This window comes from Streptomyces flaveolus (genome assembly GCF_044765825.1).
Taxonomy (GTDB): Bacteria; Actinomycetota; Actinomycetes; order Streptomycetales; family Streptomycetaceae; genus Streptomyces; species Streptomyces flaveolus.
In genome coordinates this window covers 52820-77036 of sequence record NZ_JBIWKU010000001.1, presented here as the reverse complement: position 1 = coordinate 77036, position 24217 = coordinate 52820, and the positions used below count along the sequence as shown (strand labels likewise).

The 24217-nt window shown below is 73.9% G+C and carries 23 protein-coding genes; 13 read left to right on the top strand and 10 right to left on the bottom strand.

All coding sequences use genetic code 11. The features are described from left to right. Positions 1-455: 455 nt before the first annotated feature. On the bottom strand, positions 456-1310 hold the full coding sequence (locus tag ACIRG6_RS00345) for a DUF4184 family protein (protein ID WP_364817803.1): 855 nt from the start codon (positions 1308-1310) through the stop codon (positions 456-458). 247 nt (positions 1311-1557) lie between these two features. Between ACIRG6_RS00345 and ACIRG6_RS00340 the strand changes: the two genes are divergently transcribed. Next, positions 1558-3366 (top strand): lytic transglycosylase domain-containing protein, encoded by a 1809-nt coding sequence (locus tag ACIRG6_RS00340; protein WP_403320053.1) that lies wholly within the window; start codon positions 1558-1560, stop codon positions 3364-3366. Positions 3367-3466: 100 nt separating this feature from the next. On the opposite strand, the gene ACIRG6_RS00335 is transcribed toward ACIRG6_RS00340, so the two are convergent. Together ACIRG6_RS00335 and ACIRG6_RS00330 are read right to left on the bottom strand one after the other, a co-directional pair. Next, positions 3467-6148 (bottom strand): ATP-dependent RNA helicase, encoded by a 2682-nt coding sequence (locus ACIRG6_RS00335; RefSeq protein ID WP_403320052.1) that lies wholly within the window; start codon positions 6146-6148, stop codon positions 3467-3469. Positions 6149-6209: 61 nt separating this feature from the next. Beyond that, positions 6210-7034, bottom strand: a complete 825-nt coding sequence (locus ACIRG6_RS00330; RefSeq protein ID WP_364677956.1) for a class I SAM-dependent methyltransferase — start codon at positions 7032-7034, stop codon at positions 6210-6212. Between the two features lie 373 nt (positions 7035-7407). Here ACIRG6_RS00330 and rpsA point away from each other — a divergent pair, with 373 nt between their 5' ends. The 4 genes from rpsA to ACIRG6_RS00310 all read left to right on the top strand — a co-directional run bounded on the left by rpsA (position 7408) and on the right by ACIRG6_RS00310 (position 11175). Further along, a complete protein-coding gene (gene rpsA / locus ACIRG6_RS00325; protein ID WP_225634200.1) occupies positions 7408-8907 on the top strand; it encodes a 30S ribosomal protein S1 in 1500 nt (499 codons plus the stop codon). Between the two features lie 190 nt (positions 8908-9097). Continuing rightward, positions 9098-10036, top strand: coding sequence for a PAC2 family protein (locus ACIRG6_RS00320; RefSeq protein ID WP_239771296.1), 939 nt, complete (start codon positions 9098-9100; stop codon positions 10034-10036). Between the two features lie 56 nt (positions 10037-10092). Then, positions 10093-10695: a dephospho-CoA kinase gene (gene coaE / locus ACIRG6_RS00315; protein ID WP_403320051.1), complete on the top strand. Its 603-nt coding sequence runs from the start codon at positions 10093-10095 to the stop codon at positions 10693-10695. Between the two features lie 99 nt (positions 10696-10794). Continuing rightward, positions 10795-11175: a tetratricopeptide repeat protein gene (locus ACIRG6_RS00310; protein WP_239771294.1), complete on the top strand. Its 381-nt coding sequence runs from the start codon at positions 10795-10797 to the stop codon at positions 11173-11175. A 45-nt stretch (positions 11176-11220) separates the two neighbouring features. Here ACIRG6_RS00310 and ACIRG6_RS00305 read toward each other — a convergent pair whose 3' ends face one another. Beyond that, a complete protein-coding gene (locus ACIRG6_RS00305) occupies positions 11221-11544 on the bottom strand; it encodes a DUF6343 family protein (protein WP_350721705.1) in 324 nt (107 codons plus the stop codon). A 176-nt stretch (positions 11545-11720) separates the two neighbouring features. Here ACIRG6_RS00305 and ACIRG6_RS00300 point away from each other — a divergent pair, with 176 nt between their 5' ends. Then, on the top strand, positions 11721-12407 hold the full coding sequence (locus ACIRG6_RS00300) for a class I SAM-dependent methyltransferase (RefSeq protein ID WP_403320049.1): 687 nt from the start codon (positions 11721-11723) through the stop codon (positions 12405-12407). 124 nt (positions 12408-12531) lie between these two features. Then, positions 12532-12987, top strand: coding sequence for a DoxX family protein (locus tag ACIRG6_RS00295; protein ID WP_364677920.1), 456 nt, complete (start codon positions 12532-12534; stop codon positions 12985-12987). Between the two features lie 83 nt (positions 12988-13070). Here the strand turns inward: ACIRG6_RS00295 and ACIRG6_RS00290 are convergent, their stop codons facing one another. After that, positions 13071-13601, bottom strand: a complete 531-nt coding sequence (locus ACIRG6_RS00290; RefSeq protein WP_364677921.1) for an RNA-binding S4 domain-containing protein — start codon at positions 13599-13601, stop codon at positions 13071-13073. Positions 13602-13786: 185 nt separating this feature from the next. Here ACIRG6_RS00290 and ACIRG6_RS00285 point away from each other — a divergent pair, with 185 nt between their 5' ends. After that, positions 13787-14509 carry a uracil-DNA glycosylase gene (locus ACIRG6_RS00285; RefSeq protein WP_403320048.1) on the top strand — a complete coding sequence of 241 codons (723 nt, stop codon included), beginning with the start codon at positions 13787-13789 and terminating at the stop codon, positions 14507-14509. A gap of 32 nt (positions 14510-14541) precedes the next feature. Further along, positions 14542-15507: a prolyl aminopeptidase gene (pip, locus tag ACIRG6_RS00280; RefSeq protein WP_403320047.1), complete on the top strand. Its 966-nt coding sequence runs from the start codon at positions 14542-14544 to the stop codon at positions 15505-15507. A 16-nt stretch (positions 15508-15523) separates the two neighbouring features. Here pip and ACIRG6_RS00275 read toward each other — a convergent pair whose 3' ends face one another. Both ACIRG6_RS00275 and ACIRG6_RS00270 read right to left on the bottom strand, forming a co-directional pair. Then, positions 15524-15988, bottom strand: a complete 465-nt coding sequence (locus tag ACIRG6_RS00275; protein WP_403320743.1) for a GNAT family N-acetyltransferase — start codon at positions 15986-15988, stop codon at positions 15524-15526. 8 nt (positions 15989-15996) lie between these two features. Then, complete coding sequence (locus tag ACIRG6_RS00270) at positions 15997-16410, bottom strand: RidA family protein (RefSeq protein WP_365020589.1); 414 nt, start codon at positions 16408-16410, stop codon at positions 15997-15999. A gap of 148 nt (positions 16411-16558) precedes the next feature. Here ACIRG6_RS00270 and ACIRG6_RS00265 point away from each other — a divergent pair, with 148 nt between their 5' ends. The 4 genes from ACIRG6_RS00265 to ACIRG6_RS00250 all read left to right on the top strand — a co-directional run bounded on the left by ACIRG6_RS00265 (position 16559) and on the right by ACIRG6_RS00250 (position 20618). After that, positions 16559-17338: a nucleotidyltransferase domain-containing protein gene (locus tag ACIRG6_RS00265; protein ID WP_364677927.1), complete on the top strand. Its 780-nt coding sequence runs from the start codon at positions 16559-16561 to the stop codon at positions 17336-17338. Positions 17339-17563: 225 nt separating this feature from the next. Continuing rightward, entirely contained in the window at positions 17564-19441 is a 1878-nt protein-coding gene (locus ACIRG6_RS00260) for an FUSC family protein (protein ID WP_403320046.1), read from the top strand. A gap of 146 nt (positions 19442-19587) precedes the next feature. Continuing rightward, positions 19588-20277 (top strand): DUF899 domain-containing protein, encoded by a 690-nt coding sequence (locus ACIRG6_RS00255; protein ID WP_364677931.1) that lies wholly within the window; start codon positions 19588-19590, stop codon positions 20275-20277. Positions 20278-20432: 155 nt separating this feature from the next. Further along, complete coding sequence (locus tag ACIRG6_RS00250; protein WP_318218117.1) at positions 20433-20618, top strand: hypothetical protein; 186 nt, start codon at positions 20433-20435, stop codon at positions 20616-20618. Between the two features lie 31 nt (positions 20619-20649). On the opposite strand, the gene ACIRG6_RS00245 is transcribed toward ACIRG6_RS00250, so the two are convergent. From ACIRG6_RS00245 to ACIRG6_RS00235, 3 genes are all read right to left on the bottom strand, one after another. Then, positions 20650-22515 carry an ABC transporter ATP-binding protein gene (locus ACIRG6_RS00245; protein WP_403320741.1) on the bottom strand — a complete coding sequence of 622 codons (1866 nt, stop codon included), beginning with the start codon at positions 22513-22515 and terminating at the stop codon, positions 20650-20652. A 457-nt stretch (positions 22516-22972) separates the two neighbouring features. Further along, positions 22973-23407, bottom strand: a complete 435-nt coding sequence (locus ACIRG6_RS00240; RefSeq protein WP_239771494.1) for a hypothetical protein — start codon at positions 23405-23407, stop codon at positions 22973-22975. After that, complete coding sequence (locus tag ACIRG6_RS00235; protein ID WP_350721693.1) at positions 23404-24045, bottom strand: ATP-binding protein; 642 nt, start codon at positions 24043-24045, stop codon at positions 23404-23406. The genes ACIRG6_RS00240 and ACIRG6_RS00235 overlap by 4 nt, the downstream gene beginning before the upstream one ends. Between the last annotated feature and the right edge of the window lie 172 nt (positions 24046-24217).

Sequence of the window (24217 nt, the reverse complement as noted above, 5' to 3'; positions counted from 1 at the left end):
CAGGGCCGTTGGCGTCAGAGGGCGTCGGCTCACACCGGCCCGCCAACCCCCGGAGGGCCCGTCACTCAGGTGGCCCCCGCGGAAAAGCCCCCGCCCCCTGTCGCCCCCGAGGATGCTGGGCATGGGTATACGCATGCTCCACCACCGGACGACACCGGCACGGGCAAGCACAGACCGACCCGCCCGCGTGCCACTCCTCCCGGTCCCGGTCTTCGCGCCGGGCGCAAGTACCGGCCGCACCCCCACCACCCTCGCGACGGCCCTGCGCCGCACCGCGGCAGACCTCCGCCGCAGCCTCTCCCGCCGTGACCCGGCCGCCGCGACGCCACGCGAGACGCCCGCCCGGCGCCTGTGGGCCGGCCTGGCGCGCGGCTACCTGACGCTCGCCGTCACCCTGCTGCCGCGCTCACGCCCCGCACACACCTCCACCGTGTTCGTCGCCACCGCCGACACCCTCAGCGCGCGACCCGGCGGCCCGGCTCCGTACCGACGCCTCCCGGGCTTCCGGAAACCGGGACCGGACGCCACACCCTGATCCCCACGGCACACAGCAGCAGCCCCGGGACGAGCCCCGCGCCCGCCCCGAAACACACCGTCGGGACGACTTCCCAGAGCCTCGCCAGGGACCCCCGCTGGTCCCACCAGCGGGTGGTCCGCTGGGCCACCCCGGCCAGCGCGCAGCCGCCGAGCACCGCCCCGGCCCACCACCGGTCCCGCACCGAGAGCGCGGGGACGCCCAGCGGCCGGGCCGGGGGCAGGCGGCGCAGCGCCCGGGCCAGGAACACGGCGATCACCACCGCGGCCACCGCGGAACCGCCGTACTGCAGGTACCAGTACAGCGGCGAACCCGCGATCTCCCGCCCCAGCACGGGGAACACCCGCATCCCCCACCGGTCGAGATGCGTGAACGCGTCCCACACCACATGCGTCAGCGCACCCAGCGCCGCCGACACGTACCACCACCCCACCAGGGACGGCCGGACCCGCGCCCGTGGCGCCCCGCAGCGCAGCAGGGCGGCGGCGCGTCCCTGCCGGGCCCGCGGCAGCAGCGCCACCAACGGCTCGCGGACCAGCAGCCACAGCCCCACCAGCGCCCAGGCGATGAGCACATCGACCGAGAAGACCCCGGCGAAGGAGTGCGTCACATCCCCGAACTCCATCGCACCGGACACCAGACTCGCCGCGTAATAGGTCATGTCAGGCGAGAACGACCCCGCGATCAACACGGCGGGCACCAGACGCCCCCGCCCGGATCCGTCGCCGCGCACGGCGGGCAGCACGGCCGCCGCATGACTGAGGGTGAAAGGCAACGCCGCTCCTCATATGGCCAACTGGTGAATATCGGGCACGAACGGGTGCCCGCGCAAAGCAAGTTGTCGTAGGGTCACCTGCGGCGCCGTACTGGTCGAACAGACGACCGTCGTGCTCGGAAAGTTGCGGCGCAACCCTCGGCTCGGGTCGATCGTCACAACAGGGGCGGTACGGCGCGAGCACCACAGCCGAAGACAGACGGACGACGGAGACGGACGCGCGGGCGTCCACGGGAGGGGTCACTCTATGGCGGCGCAGTTCGACAGGAGACTCCGCAAGGCGGCGGTCACCACCACCGTCGCGGCGGTCGCGGTCGCGGCCCTGTCCGCGTCCCAGGCTCCCGACGTCACGGCGGACGGCAACGGCAGACGGACCACCGCCGACAGCGCGGCGTCGCCCTCCGCACCCTCCGACGACAGCGCCACCGGCAACTCGCCCTACTACACGGACCTGCCGCCGCTCAACAGCCCGAGCCCCGCGCCCACCGTCGGCACCCCCGTGTCCCGGGGCCCCGCCGAGGCGGGCATCCCCGCGACCGTCCTCGACGCCTACAAGAAGGCCGAGTCGGAGCTGCGCCGGACCAAGCCGGGGTGCAACCTCCCCTGGCAACTCCTCGCCGCCATCGGCAAGGTGGAGTCCGGTCAGGCCCGCGGCGGCCGTGTCGACGCGAACGGCACCACCACCAGCCAGATCATCGGCCCGCAGCTCGACGGCAACGGGTTCGCGCTCATCAAGGACACCGACAACGGCGTCTACGACGGCAACAGCAGCTACGACAACGCCGTCGGCCCCATGCAGTTCATCCCGTCCACCTGGGCCTGGGCGGGCCGCGACGGCAACGGTGACGGCAAGAAGGACCCCAACAACGTCTACGACGCCGCCCTCGCCGCCGGCCACTACCTGTGCCGCAACGGCTGGGACCTGTCCGACCAGGCAGACCTCAACCGCGCGATCCTCAGCTACAACAACTCGCAGGAGTACCTGCACACGGTCCTGTCCTGGCTGGAGTACTACCGCAAGGGCACCCACGAGGTCCCGGACGGCACCGGCGCGCTGCCGGTGGGCCGCAGCGACGCCGACTCCGCCGTGACCGGGCAGAGCCCGTCGCCCGCCGTCACCGGCACCCCCGGTCTGCCCACGGCACCCCAGACCCCCGGCACGTCGACGCCGGCTCCGGGCAACCCCACCGGCCCCGTCAAGCCCACGCCGCCCGGCGCCGGTTCACCGAGCCCCATCCCTCCGACCGCCCCGGCGACCCCGCCACCGACGCAGACCCCCACCGACACGGTGGATCACCTGGAGAACGCCGGTACCTCCGGCCTCACCGCCACCGCGGGCGACACGTTCGCCAAGAGGATCAGCGCCCGGGCGGAGACGAAGAGCGGCGAGGCCGTCGCCAAGGTCCGCATCCGCTTCACGATCATCGGGGACACGGACGCCACCTTCGCCGGCGGTGAGAACGTCGCCACCGTCATCACCGGCAGCGCGGGCGTGGCCGCGGCACCCGCACTCCAGGCGGGCGAGAAGACCGGTGCGTTCACGGTCCGGGCGACCGTCGTCGGCCGCATGGTCGTCGGCCTCGACTACCGGGCCACCGTCACCGAGCGCGTCGCCGACGCCCTCGCGCGCACCGGTGACGCGGCGCTCACCTGCACCGCGGGCGGCGAGTTCGCGGACCGGGTCGAGGTGAAGGCGACGTACAAGGGCGCCGTCGCGGACAAGGTCGCCGTCACCGCCACGCTCGTCAAGTCGGCGGCCGACCCGGCCGAGAACGACAAGGGCCCCTACTTCAAGGACGCCGACGGCAAGGCCGTCCGCACCCTGGGCGGCCTGACGACCGACGCCAAGGGCCTGTTGACGCTGCCGAAGCTGTACGCGGACGACACCGCCGGCACGTTCGTGCTGCGTCTCACCACCGCGGGCGGCGCCACCCTCGACGTCCAGCTCACGGTGGCGAAGCCCGAGGCGGAGCCGTCACCGAGCCCGTCCACCGAGCCGTCCCCGGACGCCTCGCAGACCCCTTCGGCCGAACCCTCGACCGAGCCCACCGCGTAGGCACCCGCACAGGCACCCACCGGACCGGGCACCCAGGGCGTCCCACCGCCACGGCGGCGGGGCGCCCTCGGGCTGTGGGCCGTGCGACGGCCGGGCGCGGTCACGAACCGGACGCGGACTCCCGCCCGAGCCGCGCCTTCGTGTGCCGCGTCGGCTCCGCCGTGGCCGGGTCCTCGGGCCACGGATGCTTCGGATACCGGCCGCGCAGCTCCGCCCGTACGCCCTTGTAGCCGTCCCGCCAGAAGGAGGCCAGGTCGGCCGTGACCGCGGCGGGCCGGCCGGCGGGGGAGAGGAGGTGGACGAGGAGCGGCACCCCGGCGATCTCGGGCGACCGCTCCAGCCCGAACATCTCCTGCACCTTCACCGCGAGCACGGGCTGCCCCGGATCGCCGTAGTCGATCCGGATCCTGGACCCACTGGGCACGGTGATCCGCTCCGGGGCGAGTTCGTCCAGCCGTGCCGCCTCGCCCGACGCCCAGGGCAGCAACCGCGCCAGCGCCTGCCCGGCGTCGATCCGTGCCAGGTCGGCCCGCCGCCGGGCCCGTCCGAGCTCCGGCTCCAGCCACTTGTCCACGCGCGCGTGCAGCGCCTCGTCCGAGACGTCCGGCCAGGGCTCGCCCAGGTGCAGCCGCAGGAACGCGAGCCGCTGCCGCAGCACCCGCGCATCGGCCGACCAGCGCAGCAGCCCGAACCCTTCCTGCCGCAGCCCCTCCAGCAGCGCGTCCCGTACGAGGCCGGGGGCGGCGTCGGCCGGGGGCCCCACCGACAGTTCGACGGCCCCGAGCCGTTCGACCCGCCGGGCCACCACGTCACCGCCGGCCCAGTGGACCTCGTCCCGCTCCGTCAGCAGGGCGCCGGCCGCGAGCCGCGCCGTCGCCTCGTCGACGACCGCGCCGAGCCGCACGCGCGCGTGCCCCTTGCCCACCGGCCGGTCGGCCACGGCCACGGCGATCCACGGCGCCCCGCGCAGTTCGGACCCCTCCGGCAGCTCCGCCCGCGTCCCGGACACCATGAGATACGAACCGCCGTCCTTCCTGGCCACCCGCTCGGGAAACGCCAGCGCGGCCACGAGCCCGACGATTCCGTCCTCCCCGCCGAACGGCACGTCCCCCTTCACCCCGCCGCCCCCCGCCCGGCGGTGGCCGGCGTTCGCTCGTCCCACAGCGCCGCCCGCCACGGCCTCCGCCACGGCGCCCTGCGCCCCGCCGGCAGGCGCGTCGGTCGCCCCCGGGGCGCCGCCCGCGCCGTCGACCACGACGTCCCCCGGACCGCCGGCGAGTCCGGCGGCCGGGGTCGCGGCGGCCCGCAGGCGTCGTACCTCCGCCCGCCACCGCGCCCCGTAGGCGTCACCCCCGCGCCGGGCCGCCCGCAGCGCGGACGCCAGGTCGTCCCCGTACTCCCGCGGCGGCTCCTCGCCGATCAACGCCACCACCTCCGCCACCGCACCGGAGGCGCCCGCGTCGAGCAGTGCCCGCCCCAGACGGGGATGCACCCCCAGCCGCGACAGCCGTACGCCCCGCTCCGTGGCCCGCCCGGCCGCGTCCACCGCACCCACGGCCGTCAGCACCGCCCGCGCTGCCGCCATCGCCCCGCCCGGCGGCGGATCCAGCAGCGCCAGCCCGGACGCGTCCGGATCGCCCCAGCACGCCGCCTGGAGAGCGAACGCCGTCAGGTCGGCCACCTTGATCTCCGGCGCCGGGAAGCGCGGCAGCCGGGCGTCCTCGGCCTCCGTCCAGCAGCGGTACACCGCGCCCGGCGCCTCACGTCCCGCCCGCCCGGCCCGCTGCCGTGCCGCCGCCACCGACGCCCGTACCGTTGTCAGCGCGCTCAGCCCGCGCCCGTGGTCGACCCGCGGCTCCCGGGCCAGCCCCGCGTCCACCACCACCCGCACGCCCGGCACCGTCAGCGACGACTCCGCCACCGAGGTCGCCAGCACCACCCGGCGCCGCTCCCCAGGGGACAGCACCGCGTCCTGCACGGCGGCCGGCGCCCGCCCGTGCACCTGGAGCACCTCGACGTCCCCGAGCCCGGACAACTGCCCCGCGACCCGGGCGATCTCCCCGACGCCCGGCAGGAAGCACAGCACGTCCCCGTCCCGCTCGGCCAGTGTCCGCCGCACCACCGACGCCACGTGGGCGAGCAGGGCCGGGTCGACCCGCATCCCGTGCGGCGGCCGCACCGGACGGGCGGGCGGCGCCCACACCACCTCCACCGGGTACGACACCCCCCGCGCCTCGACGACCGGCGCCCCGCCCAGCAGCCGGGCCCAGCCCTCCGCGTCGGTCGTCGCCGACGCGGCCACCAGCCGCAGCTCCGGCCGCAGCGCCTGCCGCACGTCCCACAGGAACGCCGCCGTCGTGTCCGCGTCCAGATGCCGTTCGTGGCACTCGTCGAGCACGACCGCGTCGACGCCGGTCAGCTCCTGGTCGCGCTGGAGCCGCTGCAACAGGACACCGGTCGTGACGACCTCCACGCGCGTGTGCCGCCCGACCACCCGCTCGCCGCGCACGGTGTACCCGACGCTCGCGCCGGGCTTCTCGCCCAGCAGCCAGGCCATCCGCCGGGCCGCCGCCCGCGCCGCGATCCGCCGGGGCTCGGCCACGACCACGCGCCGCGCCGGCCCCTCGCCGAGCAGTCCGGCCAGCGCGAGCGGCACCAGCGTCGTCTTGCCGGTGCCGGGCGGCGCGACCAGCACCGCGGTGCCGTGGCCCTCCAGGGCGTCGTGCAGAGCGGGCAGGGCACCGCGTACGGGCAGCGCCTCCAGGGCGTCGTAACGGATCACGCCCCCAGTGTCGTACGCCGGCAGAACCGCCCTCCACGCGCGCGTGCCCGGCGACAGCGGGTCAGTCGCGCTCGCACACGAAGATCGCCGTGCCGGGGATCAGATGCCCGCGCAGCGGCGACCAGCCGCCCCACTCCGAGGTGTTCCAGTCCGGCCACTCCGGCTCCACCAGATCCACCAGGCGGAACCCCGACGTCACGACGTCCCGGACGCGGTCGCCGAGCGTCCTGTGGTGCTCGACGTACACCGCGCGGCCCTCGTCGTCCTGCTCGACGTACGGCGTGCGGTCGAAGTAGGACGCGGACACCGACAGGCCCTCGGGGCCCGGCTCGTCCGGGAACGCCCAGCGCACCGGGTGCGTGACGGAGAAGACGAAGCGGCCCCCGGGCCGCAGCACCCGGCGCACCTCCCGCAGCACCAGCCGGGGGTCGGCCACGAACGGCAGCGCCCCGTACGCCGAGCACGCCAGGTCGAAGGACCCGTCCGCGAAGGGCAGCACGGCCGCGTCCGCCTGCACCAGCGGGAAGCCGGCGCCGATGCGCAGCGCGTGCTGGAGCTGGCGGTGGGAGAGGTCCAGGGCCACCGGACGCGCGCCCTGGCCGGCCAGCCAGCGCGCGCACTGGGCGGCACCGGCGCCGATCTCCAGGACGTCCTTGCCCTTCAGCTCCTCCGTCGGGCCGAGCAGCTCGGCCTCCACCTCGTCCAGGCCCTCGGGGCACCACACGAAGCGGTCGTCGCCGAGGAAGGTGCCGTGCTCGATCTGGTACTCGTCCGCGTTCCGGTCCCACCAGCCACGGTTGGCGCGGGCACTCTCCGTGACACCGGCGGCACGCCGGGTGGCCTCGGCTTCGGTCTCTCCGGCTTCGGACGTTACGGACTCTTGGATGACCGGCTCCCTCGTACTAGTCTGCGGCTCTTCCGACCGGCCCGTCCCAGGCGTCGGGCACGGGACCCGGTGGGCTCCGTGCGGCCTCGGAAGACGGCTCTTGTGCCGGATATGCGGCTGTTCGCCCCGGGTGGGCGGCTTCGCGCATTGACCATGCCCGGCCGCCCCCGTATGCTACAAGTTGCGCTGCGGGCCTGCGCACCTCAGACGTAGCAGGTCGCGCTCGCATCTGTTGTATGTCCCCTCGGTTCTCGAGGCGTCGCCAGTTTTTTCGGTGACGCTTACTTGGCTGTCCGGCTTCTGCAGAGCGAAACGGGCTCCCGGCGTAAGCAGTACCTACGACTTCAATGTCCGTACCGGAGCCCTTTCCCACATGACGAGCAGCACCGAGACCACCGCCACCACCCCGCAGGTTGCGGTCAACGACATCGGTAACGAGGAAGCCTTCCTCGCCGCGATCGACGAGACGATCAAGTACTTCAACGACGGCGACATCGTCGACGGCGTCATCGTGAAGGTCGACCGGGACGAGGTCCTGCTCGACATCGGTTACAAGACCGAAGGCGTTATCCCGAGCCGCGAGCTCTCGATCAAGCACGACGTCGACCCCAACGAGGTCGTCGCCGTCGGTGACGAGATCGAGGCCCTTGTTCTCCAGAAGGAGGACAAGGAAGGCCGCCTGATCCTCTCGAAGAAGCGCGCCCAGTACGAGCGTGCCTGGGGCACCATCGAGAAGATCAAGGAAGAGGACGGGATCGTCACCGGTACCGTCATCGAGGTCGTCAAGGGTGGTCTCATCCTCGACATCGGCCTCCGCGGCTTCCTCCCGGCCTCCCTGGTCGAGATGCGCCGTGTTCGCGACCTCCAGCCCTACGTGGGCAAGGAGCTCGAGGCCAAGATCATCGAGCTGGACAAGAACCGCAACAACGTGGTCCTGTCCCGCCGTGCCTGGCTGGAGCAGACCCAGTCCGAGGTCCGCCAGACGTTCCTCACGACCCTCCAGAAGGGTCAGGTCCGTTCCGGCGTCGTCTCCTCGATCGTCAACTTCGGTGCCTTCGTGGACCTGGGTGGCGTCGACGGCCTGGTCCACGTCTCCGAGCTGTCCTGGAAGCACATCGACCACCCCTCCGAGGTTGTCGAGGTCGGCCAGGAAGTCACCGTCGAGGTCCTCGACGTCGACATGGACCGCGAGCGTGTCTCCCTGTCGCTGAAGGCGACCCAGGAAGACCCGTGGCAGCAGTTCGCCCGCACCCACCAGATCGGGCAGGTCGTGCCTGGCAAGGTCACGAAGCTGGTTCCGTTCGGTGCGTTCGTCCGCGTGGACGAGGGCATCGAGGGTCTGGTCCACATCTCCGAGCTGGCCGAGCGCCACGTGGAGATCCCGGAGCAGGTCGTCCAGGTCAACGACGAGATCTTCGTCAAGGTCATCGACATCGACCTCGAGCGTCGTCGCATCAGCCTCTCGCTGAAGCAGGCCAACGAGGCCTTCGGTGCCGACCCGTCGGCGGTCGAGTTCGACCCGACCCTGTACGGCATGGCCGCGTCCTACGACGACCAGGGCAACTACATCTACCCCGAGGGCTTCGACCCCGAGACCAACGACTGGCTCGAGGGCTACGAGACCCAGCGCGAGGCCTGGGAGACCCAGTACGCCGAGGCGCAGCAGCGCTTCGAGCAGCACCAGGCGCAGGTCATCAAGTCCCGCGAGGCGGACGAGAAGGCCGCTGCCGAGGGTGGCGACACCGCGGGTGCGGCTCCGGCCGCGTCCGGTGGCGGTTCGTACTCCTCCGAGGGTGGCGACAACTCCGGCGCCCTCGCGTCGGACGAGGCGCTTGCCGCGCTCCGCGAGAAGCTGGCCGGCGGCCAGAGCTGATCGCGGGCCGCTGAGGCCTAGCCGTTGACACCGAGGGGCCGTACCTTTCGAGGTACGGCCCTTCGGCGTTGCCCCGGCTCGGCCCCGGCGATACCGGCCCCCGCCGTCAAGATCACAGCGCCCCGCTCCGGGAATGCCCGCCCCGGCAACGGCGTTATGACGTACGGACACGAGGAGGGGAGCGGTCACTGTGCTTGATCCGCAGGGTTTGTACGCGTGGGAGCCGAAGGGCCTGGCCGTGGTCGACACGGCACTCGCCCAGGAGTCGGCCGGGCTGGTCATGCTCTACCACTTCGACGGATACATCGACGCCGGCGAGACCGGCGACCAGATCGTCGACCAGATGCTCGACTCACTGCCCCACCAGGTCGTCGCCCGCTTCGACCACGACCGGCTCGTGGACTACCGGGCCCGCCGCCCGCTGCTGACCTTCAAGCGCGACACCTGGACCGACTACGAGGAACCCACCATCGAGGTGCGGCTCGTCCAGGACGCCACCGGAGCACCCTTCCTGCTGCTGTCGGGCCCCGAACCGGACGTGGAGTGGGAGCGCTTCGCCGCCGCCGTGGGGCAGATCGTCGAGCGGCTCGGCGTCCGCCTCTCGGTCAACTTCCACGGCATCCCCATGGGCGTCCCGCACACCCGCCCCGTCGGCATCACCCCGCACGGCAACCGCACCGACCTCGTCCCGGGCCACCGCAGCCCCTTCGAGGAGGCACAGGTCCCCGGCAGCGCCGAGGCGCTCGTCGAGTACCGGCTCATGCAGGCCGGCCACGAGGTGCTGGGCGTCGCCGCGCACGTGCCGCACTACATCGCCCGGTCCGCCTACCCGGACGCGGCGCTGACCGTCCTGGAGGCCATCACGGCGGCGACCGGACTGGTCCTGCCCGGCGTGGCGCACTCCCTGCGCACGGAGGCCCACCGCACCCAGACCGAGATCGACCGGCAGATCCAGGAGGGCGACGAGGAGCTCACCGCGCTCGTCCAGGGCCTGGAGCACCAGTACGACGCCGCCGCGGGCGCCCAGACCCGGGGCAACATGCTCGCCGAGCCGGTCGAGATCCCGTCGGCGGACGAGATCGGCCGCGAGTTCGAACGCTTCCTGGCCGAGCGGGAGGGCGAAGGCTGACGTCAGGCGATGCCCCGTCCGAGGTGCCGTCACCGGCAGGCCCTAAGCTTCCGCTCATGCTGACAGTGGGCCTGACCGGCGGGATCGGCGCCGGCAAGAGCGAGGTGTCGCGGCTGCTCGTCGAGTGCGGGGCCGTACTGATCGACGCGGACCGCATCGCGCGCGAGGTCGTCGCGCCCGGGACCCCGGGGCTCGCGGCGGTCGTGGAGGCGTTCGGCGAGGACGTCCTCGCCGGCGACGGCAGTCTGGACCGGCCCAAGCTGGGCTCGATCGTGTTCGCCGACCCGGAGAAGCTGGCCGCGCTCAACGCGATCGTGCACCCCCTGGTCGGCGCCCGCTCCCGCGAACTCGAGCAGTCCGCCGCCGAGGACGCCGTCGTCGTCCACGACGTCCCCCTGCTCACCGAGAACGGCCTCGCGTCGCTGTACGACGTCGTGGTCGTCGTCGACGCCGACCCGGCCACCCAGCTCGACCGGCTGGTGCGGCTGCGCGGCATGTCCGAGCAGGACGCACGGGCGCGCATGGCCGCCCAGGCGACCCGGGAACAGCGCCGGGAGATCGCCGATGTCGTCATCGACAACGACGTGCCGCTGGAGGAGCTCCGGCACCGCGTGCGAGAGGTGTGGGCGGAGCTGGCCCGCAGGGCGCACGCGGAGTAGCCCGGCGGCTCCGGCGAGGACCCCGCACGCCCCGGCCGGCCCAGGAATAGCGGTCTTCGCGCGGGCGTTGATCCCTTCCAGCGAGGGAAGGACTCAGCCGTGCCCGAGACCAGCGGTTCCACCGGACGGACCCCGGAGACGGACGTCATCGACTTCCGCGCCGCCGAGCAACTGCTCGCCGCGCGTGATCCGCGGGGCGCGGTGAAGCTCCTCGACCAAGTCATCGCCGCGCACCCGGAGAGCACCGCGGCACGGCTGCTGCGCGCCCGTGCCTTCTTCGCGGCGGCGCAGCTCAGACCGGCCGAGCTGGAGTTCACCATCGTCCTCGAACGCGAGCCGGACAACGCGTTCGCGCACTTCGCGCTGGCCCGCACCTTCGAGCGCCGGGGCTGTCCCGACCAGGCCAGACGTCACTTCCGGCTGGCGGCGGCCCTGGACCCGAACCCGGAGTACCTGCAACAGGCGCGGTTCGACTCCTGATCCCCCGGCGGGCGGCCGGGGTTCCGGGCGTCAGGTGTGCGGCGCTCAGTCCCACGGGCTCCCGCGTGTCCCCGGCTTCTTGGGGGACCGCGGCGGCGGATCGGTCCGGATGCGGTGCTCCGGCGGCCGGTACGGCGGGACGTCCGGGCCGGGCTGGTAGTGCGGGCCCTGGCGGATGTGCCGGAGGACCACCGTCAGGTCGACCGTGATGATCAGCCACAGCACCCCGAAGGCAGCGGCCCAGCCGGGCCGCCCGGTGAGCGCGAAGACGGCCGTCCCGAAGATCGTCCAGACCAGTCCCCACACGCACAGCCAGAACCGCGCCCGCAGGGCACTGCGCGCGGTTGTCGGTTCACTGCCCGTACGCATGGTGACGACCACTCCTGTGAAAAAACGTACTCCCGGAACGCCGAGGAGGAAACCGAGCCGTCGGGGACCGGCTGCGGGCGGGTGGCCGCCGCCGGGCGTTCACTCGGTCGGGTGAATCGGGTGCGGAGTGGAACGACTGTGCGGGTGCGGCCCGTTGGGCGGGCATGGAGCTGAAAATGCGAGAGGGACATCAGGGGACGGGACCCGGAGCCATCACTCCGGACGGCTGCGCGGTCGAGCTCTACTCCCGGCTGCCCGTCGGCGCCGAGCCGGACATCGTGGCCTCCGCGGTGCCCGCGGGCGCACGCATTCTGGAACTGGGCAGCGGGGTGGGCCGCATGACCCGGCCGCTGCTGGAGCGCGGGTTCGCCGTCACGGCGGTCGACGAGTCCGCCGAGATGCTGGAGCACGTGCGCGGGGCACGGACGATATGCGGCCCGATCGAGCGCCTCGACCTGGGCGAGACGTTCGACGCGGTGATGCTGGCGTCGTTCCTCGTCCACGCCGGGGACGTCGAGGTGAGAAGGGGGCTGCTGAGTGCGTGCGCCCGGCATGTCGCGGAGGGCGGCTGCGTACTGATCCAGCGGGAGGGCGAGGACTACCACACGAACGTGCCGCGCGAGCGGGTGGACCCCAGCGGCTTCACCGTGCGGATCGTGTCGGCGGAGCCGGTCGGGGACGGCGTCAACTCGGTGCATGTGGAGTACGAGTTCCCGGACGCGGTCTGGACGCAGACCTTCCGTGCCCGGCCGCTGACCGCGGAGCAGTTCGAGGAGGCGCTCGCAGAGGTGGGGCTGAGGGTGGACCGGTATCTCACCGAGGACGGGACCTGGGTGCGGGCGGTGCCCGTGGGCCAGGGCTAGGGAGCGACGCCGCAGGCTGCGCGGGAAAGGGCGCGGGCGTCGCGGCAGAGGGCGATGAGTTCCGGGGCGAGGAGCGGTCTACCTCCCCGACAGCAGCACGGACCGCTCAGCCCAGGAGATCCCCATGTCCGAGACCACCGCCACCACCTCCGCCCCCTCCACCACCTCCGCCCTCTCCGCGGCCTCCGTCCCGGCGGCCCGCAGGCGCGGTGCCCGGATCGCCCTGCGTGGGGTACAGGTGATCCTCGCGTTGTTCTTCGCCGTCGCGAGCGCCCTGCCGAAGCTGATCGCGCACCCGTCGGCGGCCGAGGCCTTCGACGAGATGGGCTGGGGCCATGCCGGCATGTACGCCATCGGCATCCTCGAACTGGCCGGAGCGGTCGCCCTGTTGGTCCCGGTGCTCCAGTCGGTGGCGGCGACCGCGCTGAGCGCGCTGATGGTGGGCGCGTTCGTCGTCCAGCTCACCTACTTCGACGGCGAGAACGCGGCGACGCCGCTCATCCTCATGGTCCCGCTGCTGCTCGTGGCCTGGGCCCGCCGGGGGCACAACGCGGAGCTGCTCCGGCTGGTCCGCAGGTGACTGGTCCGCAGGCGGCCCCGACCCGCACCAGGCCGCCACCGGCCCCGCCCCCGGAGTTCGCATCGGGAGCGGGGTCCGTCGTCTCAGTGGCCTTCCGGCCGGCCCAGGCCCTCCAGGCCGCGCAGGCGTTCCAGCTCGCGCCGGTCCCGCTTGGTCGGGCGTCCGGCGCCGCGGTCACGGATGCCGGCCGGGGCAACGGCCTCGCGGGGCGGGGGCGGCGGGGAGTTGTCGATGTAGCACTGGACGGCGACCGGGGCCCCGACCCGCTTGCGGATCAGGCGCTTCACGACGACGACCCGCTCCCTGCCCTCGTGCCGCAGGCGCACTTCGTCGCCGACACGCAAGGAGTGCGCGGGCTTCACACGCTCGCCGTTCACCCGGACGTGACCGCCCCGGCAGGCGGTCGCACCGAGGGAGCGGGTCTTGATCAGGCGGACGGCCCAGATCCAGCTGTCGACCCGGACACTCTCGCCGTGCTGCGGCCCGGCAGCCTCGGCGGCGGCGATCGCGGCGGCGGTCTTCGGGTCCGGGGCGTGGTCGGCGGCCTTCGCCTCGGCGGAGTCCGGTACGGCCGTCGCCTCGCCGTTGCTGCCTTCGTCATGCTCGGAAGCCATGCCCCGACCTTAGTCGCCAGGACCCCGTGCGGGGGACCGGATATCGGTGAGGCCGGAGCGCCGGAGCGCCGGAGCGCCGGAGCGCCGGAGCGCCGGGACGCCGGGTGTCGTGCCGACCGGCAGGCGGGCGGCACCGTGATCCCCGGGCGGCGGCGCGGCGGCCCGGTGGTCTTACGGTGGAGGACATGGACACCAGCGGCCTCGTCGGACTCGATCAGCGGATCGCGGGGTGCCGGGCCTGTCCGCGGCTGGTCGCCTGGCGGGAGGAGGTGGCCCGCACCAAGCGGGCGGCCTTCGCAGACTGGACGTACTGGGGCCGCCCGGTGCCCGGCTTCGGCCCGCCGGACGCGCGCCTGCTGATCGTCGGGCTCGCCCCCGCGGCCCACGGCGGCAACCGCACCGGCCGGATGTTCACCGGAGACCGCTCCGGTGACGTGCTGTACCAGGCGCTGTACGACGTGGGGCTCGCGTCCCAGCCCACCGCGGTCTCCGCCGACGACGGCCTGGAACTGCGCGGCGTGCGCGTCACCTCCCCCGTGCACTGCGCCCCGCCCGCCAACAAGCCCACCCCCACGGAGCGCGACACCTGCCGCCCGTGGCTCGTCCAGGAACTGGGCCTGCTGCGGCCGACGCTGCGCGCCGTGGTCGTCCTCGGCGCCTTCGGGTGGCAGGCCGCGCTGCCCGCGTTCGCCGCGGCCGGCTGGACCGTGCCCCGGCCCCGCCCCGCCTTCGCGCACGGCGCCCACGTCACCCTGCACGCCCCCGACGACCCCGACCTGCACCTCTTCGGCTGCTTCCACGTCAGCCAGCGCAACACCTTCACCGGCCGGCTCACCCCCGAGATGCTGCGGGAGGTGCTGCGCACCGCGGCAGGGGCGGCGGGGCTGCCCACGGCGGAAAGGAGATGAACCGTCGGGGCGGCCGGCGTTACGGTGCCCCAATGGGCCTGTATCCGAAGACCGAACCGTACGACCACGGCATGCTCGACGTCGGAGACGGCAACCACGTCTACTGGGAGACCTCCGGGAACCCGCACGGCAAGCCGGCACTGGTGCTGCACGGCGGCCCCGGGTCCCGCACGAGCCCCAACCTCAGGCGCTACTTCGACCCGGCCGCGTACCGGATCGTGCTGCTCGACCAGCGCGGCGCCGGACGGTCGGTACCCGCGGCGAGCGACCCCGCCACCGACATGAGCGTGAACACGACCGCCCACGTCATGGCGGACCTGGAGCGACTGCGCGCCCACCTGGGGATCGAGCGGTGGCTGGTGTGGGGCGTGTCGTGGGGGTCGGCCCTGGCACTGCGGTACGCGCAGACCCACCCCGGCGTCGTGTCCGCGCTCGTACTGACCGGAGTCGCGACCGGCTCGAACCCCGAAGTGGACCTGCTCACCCGAGGGCTGGGGAACATTTTCCCGGAGGCCCACGAGCGCTTCCTCGCCGAGCTGCCCGCCGACGAGCGCGACGGCAACCTGGCCGCCGCCTACAGCCGGCTGCTGGAGTCCTCCGACCCGGCCGTGCGGGAGCGGGCCGCGCGGGCCTGGACCGACTGGGAGACGGCGATCATCCCCGCGCCGCCGGGGTCGGTCGCGCGATTCCAGGACCCGGTGTTCCGCCTGGGCTTCGCCCGTACCGTCACCCACTACTGGGGCAACGACCACTTCCTCGGCGACGGCAACGACGAGGGCGTGGTCCTGCGGGACGCGCACCTGCTGAAGGGCATCCCCGGCACCCTGGTGCAGGGCAGCCTCGACTTCGGCAATCTCCTCGGCATCGTCTGGCGGCTCCACCACGCCTGGCCGGACAGCGAACTGGTGGTCGTGGACGCGGCGGGACACGACGCCGGAGCGGTCGGGGACGAGGCGCTGGTGGCCGCGACCGACACGTACGCCCGGGCCGAGGCCTGACCGGAGCGGCCGAGCCCTACGGCTGCCACACGTACCGCACGTCGGGCTCCCGCTCCTCGTTCCGGGCGCCGTCCGTCCACTGAGCGGCCGTGAACCCGTGCCGCTCGTAGAAGCGCCGCGCGGGCGTGTTGACCTGGAAGGTCCACAGCGAGAGCCCCGCCGGCCGGCGCTCCTTGGCCAGCGTCACCAACCGGTCCCCGATCCCGCGTCCGCGCCGGTCGGGGGCGAGGTACAGCTGCGCCAGCTCGCTCTCCTCCAGCACCATCACGCCCACCACCTCACCCGCGGACTCCGCCACCCACGTCTCGTACCGGGGCACCACCACGTGCCGGAACCAGTCCCGGACCTCCTCGTCGGTGCGGGGCCGGACCACGGCCGGCAGGGCGGCGGCGAAGGACCGCAGCCAGACGTCGGCCGCGGCGCGGGCGTCGGCGGCCGTGGCGCGCCGCAGGGCGACCTGCTCATCCACCAGCCGGCTCATGGACGTACTCACGGACGTACCTGCTCCGGCACGACCGCCGTCGCGGTGATCTCGACCAACTGCCCGGGATAGCCGAGGCAGCTCACCCCGAGCAGCGTCGAGGAATGCGGGCCGGTGCTCAACCCGGATGCCTCGACGACGTCCCAGACCGCGGACAGCGCGGCGGTCCCGGTGCCCACGACGTACACATCGGTCGACAGGACGTGCTCCAGCCGGCTCCCCACAGCGCGCAACTGCTCGGTGAGATTGGCGATCACCTGCTCCGCCTGCCGGACCGGATCGCCCTCGCCGACCAGCTTCCCGTCCGCGTCGAGCGGCACGGACCCGGCTAGGAAGGCGAGCTTCGTCCCGGCCTCGACGACGGAGGCGTGGGAGTAGGCGGGCGGCGGGAACAGGCCGGGTACGGTGACGCGCTGGATCATGTGGGCTCCTGGGAGGAGTACGGACAACTCCTGGATCCTCCGCTCCCCGCACGCCCGCCGCATCCGAATTTGCCTCGTGCCCCGCGTCCCGGCCGCCTAGGCTGCCGACGTCCGTCCTTGCCGGCCCCACCACCAGGAGCCCACCGCAGTGCCCTCCCTCACGGACCAGGCCTTCCTCGACACCACCGCCGACCGGCTCGCCGCCCTGCCCACCGTCCGGGCCGTCGCCCTCGGCGGATCCCGGGCCCAGGGCACCCACCGGCCCGACAGCGACTGGGACCTGGCGGTCTACTACCGGGGCGCCTTCGACCCGGACGACCTCCGTGCCGTCGGCTGGCCGGGGGAGGTCTCCGGCATCGGAGCCTGGGGCGGCGGCGTCTTCAACGGCGGCGCCTGGCTGACCATCGACGAGCGCCGGGTCGACCTGCACTACCGCGACCTCGACGTGGTCGAGCACGAGACGGCACGGGCGGCGGCGGGCCGCTTCGGCGTGGAGCCGCTGATGTTCCACCTGGCCGGCATCCCGACGTACCTGGTGGTCGCGGAGCTGGCCGTCAACGACGTGCTGCGCGGCGAGCTGCCCCGCCCCGCCTACCCGGAGGCCCTCCGGGTCACCGCCCCGGAGCACTGGTACGGCGCGGCCACGGCCGGCCTCGCCTACGCCAAGGCCGGCCACGCCCCCAAGGGAGCGCTGACCCAGGTCGCCGGTGCGATCGCCCTCGCCGCGACACAGACGGCGCACGCGGTGCTGGCGGCCCGCGGGCAGTGGGTCACCAACGAGAAAGGGCTGGTCGAACGGGCAGGGCTGGGCGGGACCGACGTACTCCTGACGCGTCTGACGACGGACCCGCGGTCCCTGACAGCGGCGCTCACACGGACCGAGGAACTGCTGAGCGCGGCCATGGAGGCGGCCCGGCGCGGTCGGTGACCACTCCCGACGGGGGAAGCGGCTTCTGCGCGGAGCCGCGCCCGCGGCATCGACGAACCGTCGGGGAAAGCCCTGCCGCGCCGCCGGCCGTCACCTCACCGAAACCCGTCCGTTTCCGCCCGATCAAAAACCGACCGTACCCTTGACAGCGCACGTCACAGCCCGGCCACCGTCGCCCGAAGGCTCACCCCCGCCCTCGACCAGCCGACAGGAGCCCCGCACCCCGTGCCTCGCACCGCCCGCCCCGCCGCCCTCGCGCTTCCGCCCTGGCTCGCCCACGCCCTGAGTGCCCAGCGCGGACCCGTGCCCTGGAGCGCGGTCACGCGGGGAGCGCTGGCCGGCGGGCCGCTGCTGCTCGCCGCCCTGCTCGCCGGGCGGGCGTCCCTCGGTGTCGTCGCCGCCATCGCCGCCATGCTGGCCGGCATCAACGACCGTCCGGGCAGTCGCCGTACCTCCGTCAGGCGGATCGGCGTGCCGGCGCTCGCGGGGACGGCCGGGCTGCTGGCCGGTACGTACGCGGGGCAGCACCTCGGCCCCGTCCCGCTGACCCTGGCGCTGACCGTGCTCGGGCTGGTCGCCGGAGGCATCAGCGCCATCGGCACCGTCGCGTCCGGGACCGGGACACAGGTGCTGGTCACCACCGCCGTGGGGGCCGGCATGCCGCTGCCCGACCCCGGGTGGCAGAGCGCCCTCGCCTTCCTCGCCGGCGCCGGATGGCTGCTCACCCTGCGGCTGCTCCTGCCCACACCCGGCTCCCTCACCGGCGACGTGCGCCTCGACTTCCGCTTCGACGGGGAACGCGCGGCCGTCGCCGGCGTGTACGACGCCGTCGCCGCGCTGCTGGAGGCCGCCGGCACCGAACACGCCGCCGCCCGCCGGGCCGCGCTCACCGCCGCCCTCGACCACGCGCAGGACGCGCTCGCCGGGCCCCGGCTGCGGCGCCACGCCTCCTCCTCGGCCGAACGGCGGCTGCACGCGCAGTACGCCGCCGCGCTGCCCCTCGGCGAGGCGGCGACCGCGCTCGCCTGGGCCGAGGACCCCGTGCCCGCGCGAGCCGCCGAAGGCCCCCGGCGACTCGCCGCGGCCGTCCGCGGCAACACCCACACCGGGCCGCTGCCCGCCCCCACCCGCACCGAACCCGCCCTGCGCGCCCTCGACGACGCCCTCCTGCACGCCGCGGAGGCCTTCGACCGGGGCAGCGGCCGGGACCTGCACACCCGCAACCGGTCGCTCGCCTCCGTGGCACGCACCGTCCTCGGCGCCGGCGGCCGGGAGTACGGGCTGCGCGTCGGTCTGTGCTTCGGAGCCAGCGCCGCCGTCGCCCAGATCCTGCACCACGGCCACTGGTACGGCTCGCACCAGCACTGGTACTGGCTGCCCGCCACCGCCGTCTTCCTGGTCAAGCCCGACCTGGGGCCGCTCGTGTCCCGGGTGCTGTGCCGGGCGGCCGGGACCGTCCTCGGGGCGCTCGTGTTCGCCGGGTTCGCCGCCGTGCTGCCCCGGCCGGAAGGGCTCGTCGCGCTCGTCGCCGTCAGCGGCGCCCTCGTGCCCGTCGCCGCCCGGCACTTCGCCGCCCAGACCGCCGTCGTCACCGTCCTCGTCCTCGCGCTGGTCATGACCGGCGGCGAGCCCCAGGCCGCGCTCAGCCGCATCGGGGAGACCCTGCTGGCCTGCGCGATCGTGCTGATCGTCGGGCATCTGCCGATGCCGGGACAGCGCGGCGGCACGGTCCGCGCCCGACTGGAGGCGGCGGGCGGCGCCGCGTACGCCTACCTCGCCCATGTCCTGAGCGAGTCCGACGACCGCGCAGTCCGATGGCGGCTGCGCCGGGAGGCCTACCGCACCCTCGCCGAAGCCCGTACCGCCGTGGCCCTCGCCGCCGCCGAGCTGCCGGCGCTCGCCCGGCACTCCGCGGGCGCCGACGAGGTCGCCGCCGTGCTGGAACGGCTCGTCGACACCACCACCGCGTGTGCCGTGCACCTCGACGACAGCGGCCGCCTCACGCCCCGGCACACCGAACGGCTCGCCGAGCTGCGCGACGAGCTGACCGCGCGCCGCGAACGGGCGGGACTGCGCCTGCCGGAGCTGCCGGTCGCCGGGTGAACCGACACGCCGGGTGGCCGTGACGCCGGGTGGCCGGCGTGACGGAACGACCGCCCGGAAAAGAACCTTGCCGCGCTGCGATGAGTTCCGCTTCTCCCACCGGTCAGTACCCCCGACGGACCGTCGCACAGGAGGAGCTGGAGCCCATGTCGCTTCCCGAGATCGTCTCGCGCGAGGACTGGCGCGCGGCACGCGAGGCCTTACTGGCCAAGGAGAAGGCGGCCACGCGCGCCCGGGACGCGCTGAACGCCGAGCGGCGCGGACTGCCCATGGTGGAGATCGACAAGGAGTACGTCTTCGAGGGCGGCGACGGCAAGGCGACCCTCCTCGACCTCTTCGAGGGGCGCGACCAGCTCGTCGTCTACCACTTCATGTTCGCCCCCGAGTGGGACGCCGGCTGCCGCAGCTGCTCGGCGTTCCTGGACCAGATCGGGCACCTCGCGCACCTGCGCGCACGCGGCACGTCGTTCGCGGCGGTGTCCCGGGCGCCGTACCCGAAGATCCTGCCGTTCAAGGCGCGGATGGGCTGGACGCTGCCCTGGTACTCGTCGTACGTCAGCGACTTCAACGCCGACTTCGAGGTGACCCTCGAACACGAGGGTGAACTCAGCGAGCGGCCGGGACTTAGCTGCTTCCTGCGGGAGGGCGACCGGGTCTTCCACACCTACTCGACGTACGAGCGCGGCCTCGACGGGCTCGGCTCGACAACCAGCCTCCTCGACCTGACCGCGCTCGGCCGGCAGGAGCAGTGGGAGCGGCCGGAGGGGCGTGCGTCGGCTCTCGGGGCGCCTGCGGGCAGTGAGGGAGTGCGGTACCACGACGAGTACGAAGAGTGACACGCAGTGTAGCGAAAGGGTCCGAACGGCTGAGACGGCGCTCACACTTTGCGGTGAACGAGTGTCAACTTAGTCTCAGTACCATCACTTCACGAGGCGTTCACTCCATGGTTGGCGTTTAACTCTACGAGTACAGCGCTACATGGAGGTGCAGGGTGAACGGGCGAACGGTGCTCGAGCGCTTTCCCGCCGGCGGGCCGCGTGGGTCCTGGCCGGCGGAGGAGTTCGCGCATGCGCGGCGTCTGGAGGGCCTGCCCGCCGAGGTCGTCATGGACCTCGCCACGGACATGTTCCTGGTCGTCGTCCGCAGCGGCGGGACGGCCGGTGACGCGGCCGCGTGACGACATGCGGCGCACCGGGTGAACGGCGGGATCAGCCCGCCTTCGGGGCGGGCACCGGCGCCTTCGTGAACTGCTCCGCCTGGAGCGCGTACAGCTCCGCGTAGACCCCGCCCGTGGCGAGCAGCTCCTCCGGTGTCCCGGACTCCACCAGCCGGCCCTGGTCGAGGACGTGCACCAGATCCGCGTGGCGCACGGACGCCAGCCGGTGGGTGATGAGGACGACCGTCTGCCCGCTGCCGGCCAGGGCGCGGATCTTCTCGAAGACCTCCAGTTCGGCCCGGGCGTCCAGGGCGGCCGTCGGCTCGTCCACGATGAGGATGCGGCCCCTGCGGTATGCCGCCCGGGCGATCCCGATCCGCTGCCACTGCCCGCCGGACAGCTCGTGACCGCCGCTGAAGTTGCGGGCCAGCAGGGTGTCCAGGCCGCGCGGCAGGTCCGCGACCACCTCCTCGGCGCCGGCCTCGGCGACCGCGTCCGCCACCCGTTCGTCGCCGAGCGGCACGGAGGAGCGGCCCACGGCGACGTTCACCCGGGCGGTGAACGGCCAGCGCTTGAAGTCCTGGGCGACCATCGCGACGCGTTCGGCGAGCGCGTGCCGGTCCGCCGTCGCCGCGTCGACACCGTCCCACGTGATCCGGCCGCCGTCCGGGGTGTACAGCCCGGCGAGCAGCTTGACCAGGGTCGTCTTGCCCGAGCCGTTCTCGCCGACGAGCGCGATGATCCGGCCCAGCGGCAGCGAGAGCGTCACGTCGTCGAGCGCGGGGCGGGTGGAGTCGCCCGGGTAGCGGAACGTGACGTTCTCGAAGCGGATCTCCTTCGGGTCCTCCGGCAGCGCGGTGCCGCCCACGGGGATGGCCCGGCCGGCCGCCTCCACGTGCAGCCGTTCCAGATCGCCGACGAACAGGGCCTCCTCGTGCAGCGCGTTGAGCTCCACGACGAGCGTGCCGAGGCTCTGCGAGCCGGTGCGGATCGCGATCACGGCCGTGCCCGCCACCGACAGGGCCATCGCGCCGCCCAGCAGCAGCCCGCCGAGCGTCGCGTACGTCGCCGCCGTCGCCAGCCCCGTCCACGCCGCCGCGACCAGCCCCGTACGGGCCGCCAGCCGGGCCAGCCGGGCCTGCTCCGCCTCGGCGGTCTCCGACATCGCGCGGAAGTGCCGCAGCAGGAAGGGGCCCACGCCGTGCACCCGGATCTCGGGGGCCGCCGCCGGTTCGATGAGCAGACTGCCCAGCAGGCGTCCCGCCCGCTCGTGCTGCACCCAGGCGTGGAAGGACTCGTACCGGCGGCGGGCCAGGGTCAGGGCGCTCCAGGCGCTCGGCAGCGTCATCGTCACCAGCAGCGGCAGCAGCGCCGGATGCAGCACGGTCAGCACGCCGGCCGCCGCGACGAGCGAGATCATCGCGTTCACCACGCGCGTGCCGTACATGATCATGCGTCGCGCGGAGGCCGCGCCGTACTGGGCGGTGTCCAGCAGTTTGTGGAAGGCGTGGTCCTCGATCGCGGCGAGCTCCACGGCCGCCGCCCGCTCCAGATAGCGTTCGGTGGCCACCCGCTCCACCTTGGGCTCCAGCCGCCCGGTCGCGTACGTCGAGGCCGCCCGCAGCAGCGCCGCCACCAGCATCACGGCGGCGACCGTGACCAGCGCGGGGACGGTCCCGCGCAGCCGCTCCTCGATCGGGCCGGCGGCCATCAGCCCGGCCAGCACGCTGTTCACGGCGAGCAGGCTGACCGCCTGGGCCATGCCCCGGCCCACCTCGGCGGCCAGCACGACCCGTGCCGCCTGCGGATCGGCCTGCCGGGCGAGCCGGAGGCTGGACAGCAGCAGGGACGGCAGCCGGGTCACCATGGCCCGGAAGCCCAGCTCCAGGAACGCGTCCGCGTGCTGGTTCCAGCCCATGTCGTAGCGCAGGGGCCCGCCGAAGAGCAGCCGCTCCGACTCCGACACCCCGGCCGGCTCCGCGCCGCCTCTCTTCCCCACCGCCGGCCTCCGTTCGTGGACGAAGGGCCACTGTCGCGGGGGCGGGCTCACTCGGGGCAGGGCGCGAGCGGGGGAGACCGGAGCTCACGGGCGCACGCCGTACCGGCCCCGAAGCGGGCAGGGGCGCGCCGGGGGCGAGGGGGGAGCGGGCGGCTCGGGAGAGAGTGAGGAGTCGCGGATCGAGGGCCGGCGGCTCGGGAGGGGTGGAGGGAGCGCGCGGGAAAGGCGGCGGCTCGCGGCACGGATGTTCCGGGCCGGGCACGCCCGCGCACGGGAGCGCGCCTCGTGTGTGGGGGCGTCGGGAGGTGCGGGCAGCGCGGGGCGGAACGGGTCGGCGGGCTCAGGCAGGCGCGGGCGGCGCGGCGCGCGGCGGCCGTTACGCGCTCACGGGGCGTGACCACGTCGGCGTCGTGTCCGTCAGGCGGCACAGCGCCAGGTAGAGCGGGATGGGCGGGGTGTAGGGAACCGTGCCGTCCGGCCGGTGTATCAGGCCGGGAACGCCCGGGGCGTCGGGGACCACCGCACCGGTGGCGTACCGCGCCGGGGCGGGCCACTCCAGGGCGTAGTCGGAGTCGGACGGGACGATCCACCACCAGTGCGCCTCGTCGGCGTAGACGCACCCCACGCGCGGCAGCCGGGGCATCACCAGGGGGCCGAAGCGCGCGGGCACCGCCACCGCGTCGCAGCCCAGCGGGGCCGTCATGCCGTCGGGCACGGGCAGCCGCCGGGGCGTTCCGGGCTCGCGCAGCGCGCGCTGCAGACGGACCAGGGTGTCAAGGCCGAGCGGACGGACGCCGGACGGAGCCCTCATAGCCATGCGGTCCCCGTTCCGTGGTGTGCCTCTCGGTGGTGTCCCTCCGCCTCGCCGTCGTCGCCGGTGTCGTCGGCGGGACCGGGCTTCGGGCGGGCGCCCCAGCCCAGGTCGTTGCGGGGCTCGGACGGGTCGCGCGGTGTGTCGGCCTTGCGCGGCAGTTCGGCCCAGACCAGGAGTCCGGGCCCGTGCTCGTGGGCGCCCCAGGCGTCGCACAGGGCGTCGACGAGGAGGAGCCCCCGGCCGTGCTCGTCGTCGGGCCGCTGCCCGTCCGACGGATGCGGCTGGCCGGGCGCGCATCCCTCGTCGCGTACGGCTATGCGCACCAGCTCGTCACCGTCGTGCAGCTCGCACACGATGTGCCGGCTCGCGGTGTGCACGATCGCGTTGGTCACCAGCTCGGAGACCACCAGGGCCGCGGTGTCGCAGGTGTCCTCGCACACCGACCAGCCGTTCAGCCGGGCTCGCGTCAGGCGTCTGGCCTGCGCGGGAGAGCCCGGGTGTGCGGCCAGCTCGAAACGGAACCGCCGCTCGGCAGCGGCGGCCCCCGCGGGGCCGGCTCCCGTGGCGGCGCCGAGGGCCGGCGAGGCCGCGACGGCGTCTGTTCCTAAGGGCGCGGACGGAATCACGCTTGCCACTATCGCCCCGCCGGGAACACTTGGCAAGAGTCACTCTGAAAATTGCAGAGTGCTGTGTGACGGTCTGGAAGGCCGTGGCACACTGCTTCGCAACAGCACGTCGAGCGGCGCCACTTCAGATCACCGAAGGTCTGCCCAGACTTTCGAATAGGTCTTCGAATGGCGCCGCCGG

Excerpts from the sequence above, each read along its gene's own strand:
- ACIRG6_RS00340 (WP_403320053.1), top strand. The coding sequence starts at position 1,558 with ATGGCGGCGCAGTTCGACAGGAGACTCCGCAAGGCGGCGGTCACCACC.
- rpsA (WP_225634200.1), top strand. The coding sequence starts at position 7,408 with ATGACGAGCAGCACCGAGACCACCGCCACCACCCCGCAGGTTGCGGTC.
- coaE (WP_403320051.1), top strand. The coding sequence starts at position 10,093 with ATGCTGACAGTGGGCCTGACCGGCGGGATCGGCGCCGGCAAGAGCGAG.
- ACIRG6_RS00305 (WP_350721705.1), bottom strand. The coding sequence starts at position 11,544 with ATGCGTACGGGCAGTGAACCGACAACCGCGCGCAGTGCCCTGCGGGCG.
- ACIRG6_RS00300 (WP_403320049.1), top strand. The coding sequence starts at position 11,721 with ATGCGAGAGGGACATCAGGGGACGGGACCCGGAGCCATCACTCCGGAC.
- ACIRG6_RS00295 (WP_364677920.1), top strand. The coding sequence starts at position 12,532 with ATGTCCGAGACCACCGCCACCACCTCCGCCCCCTCCACCACCTCCGCC.
- ACIRG6_RS00290 (WP_364677921.1), bottom strand. The coding sequence starts at position 13,601 with ATGGCTTCCGAGCATGACGAAGGCAGCAACGGCGAGGCGACGGCCGTA.
- ACIRG6_RS00285 (WP_403320048.1), top strand. The coding sequence starts at position 13,787 with ATGGACACCAGCGGCCTCGTCGGACTCGATCAGCGGATCGCGGGGTGC.
- pip (WP_403320047.1), top strand. The coding sequence starts at position 14,542 with ATGGGCCTGTATCCGAAGACCGAACCGTACGACCACGGCATGCTCGAC.
- ACIRG6_RS00275 (WP_403320743.1), bottom strand. The coding sequence starts at position 15,988 with ATGAGCCGGCTGGTGGATGAGCAGGTCGCCCTGCGGCGCGCCACGGCC.
- ACIRG6_RS00270 (WP_365020589.1), bottom strand. The coding sequence starts at position 16,410 with ATGATCCAGCGCGTCACCGTACCCGGCCTGTTCCCGCCGCCCGCCTAC.
- ACIRG6_RS00255 (WP_364677931.1), top strand. The coding sequence starts at position 19,588 with ATGTCGCTTCCCGAGATCGTCTCGCGCGAGGACTGGCGCGCGGCACGC.
- ACIRG6_RS00245 (WP_403320741.1), bottom strand. The coding sequence starts at position 22,515 with ATGGGCTGGAACCAGCACGCGGACGCGTTCCTGGAGCTGGGCTTCCGG.
- ACIRG6_RS00240 (WP_239771494.1), bottom strand. The coding sequence starts at position 23,407 with ATGAGGGCTCCGTCCGGCGTCCGTCCGCTCGGCCTTGACACCCTGGTC.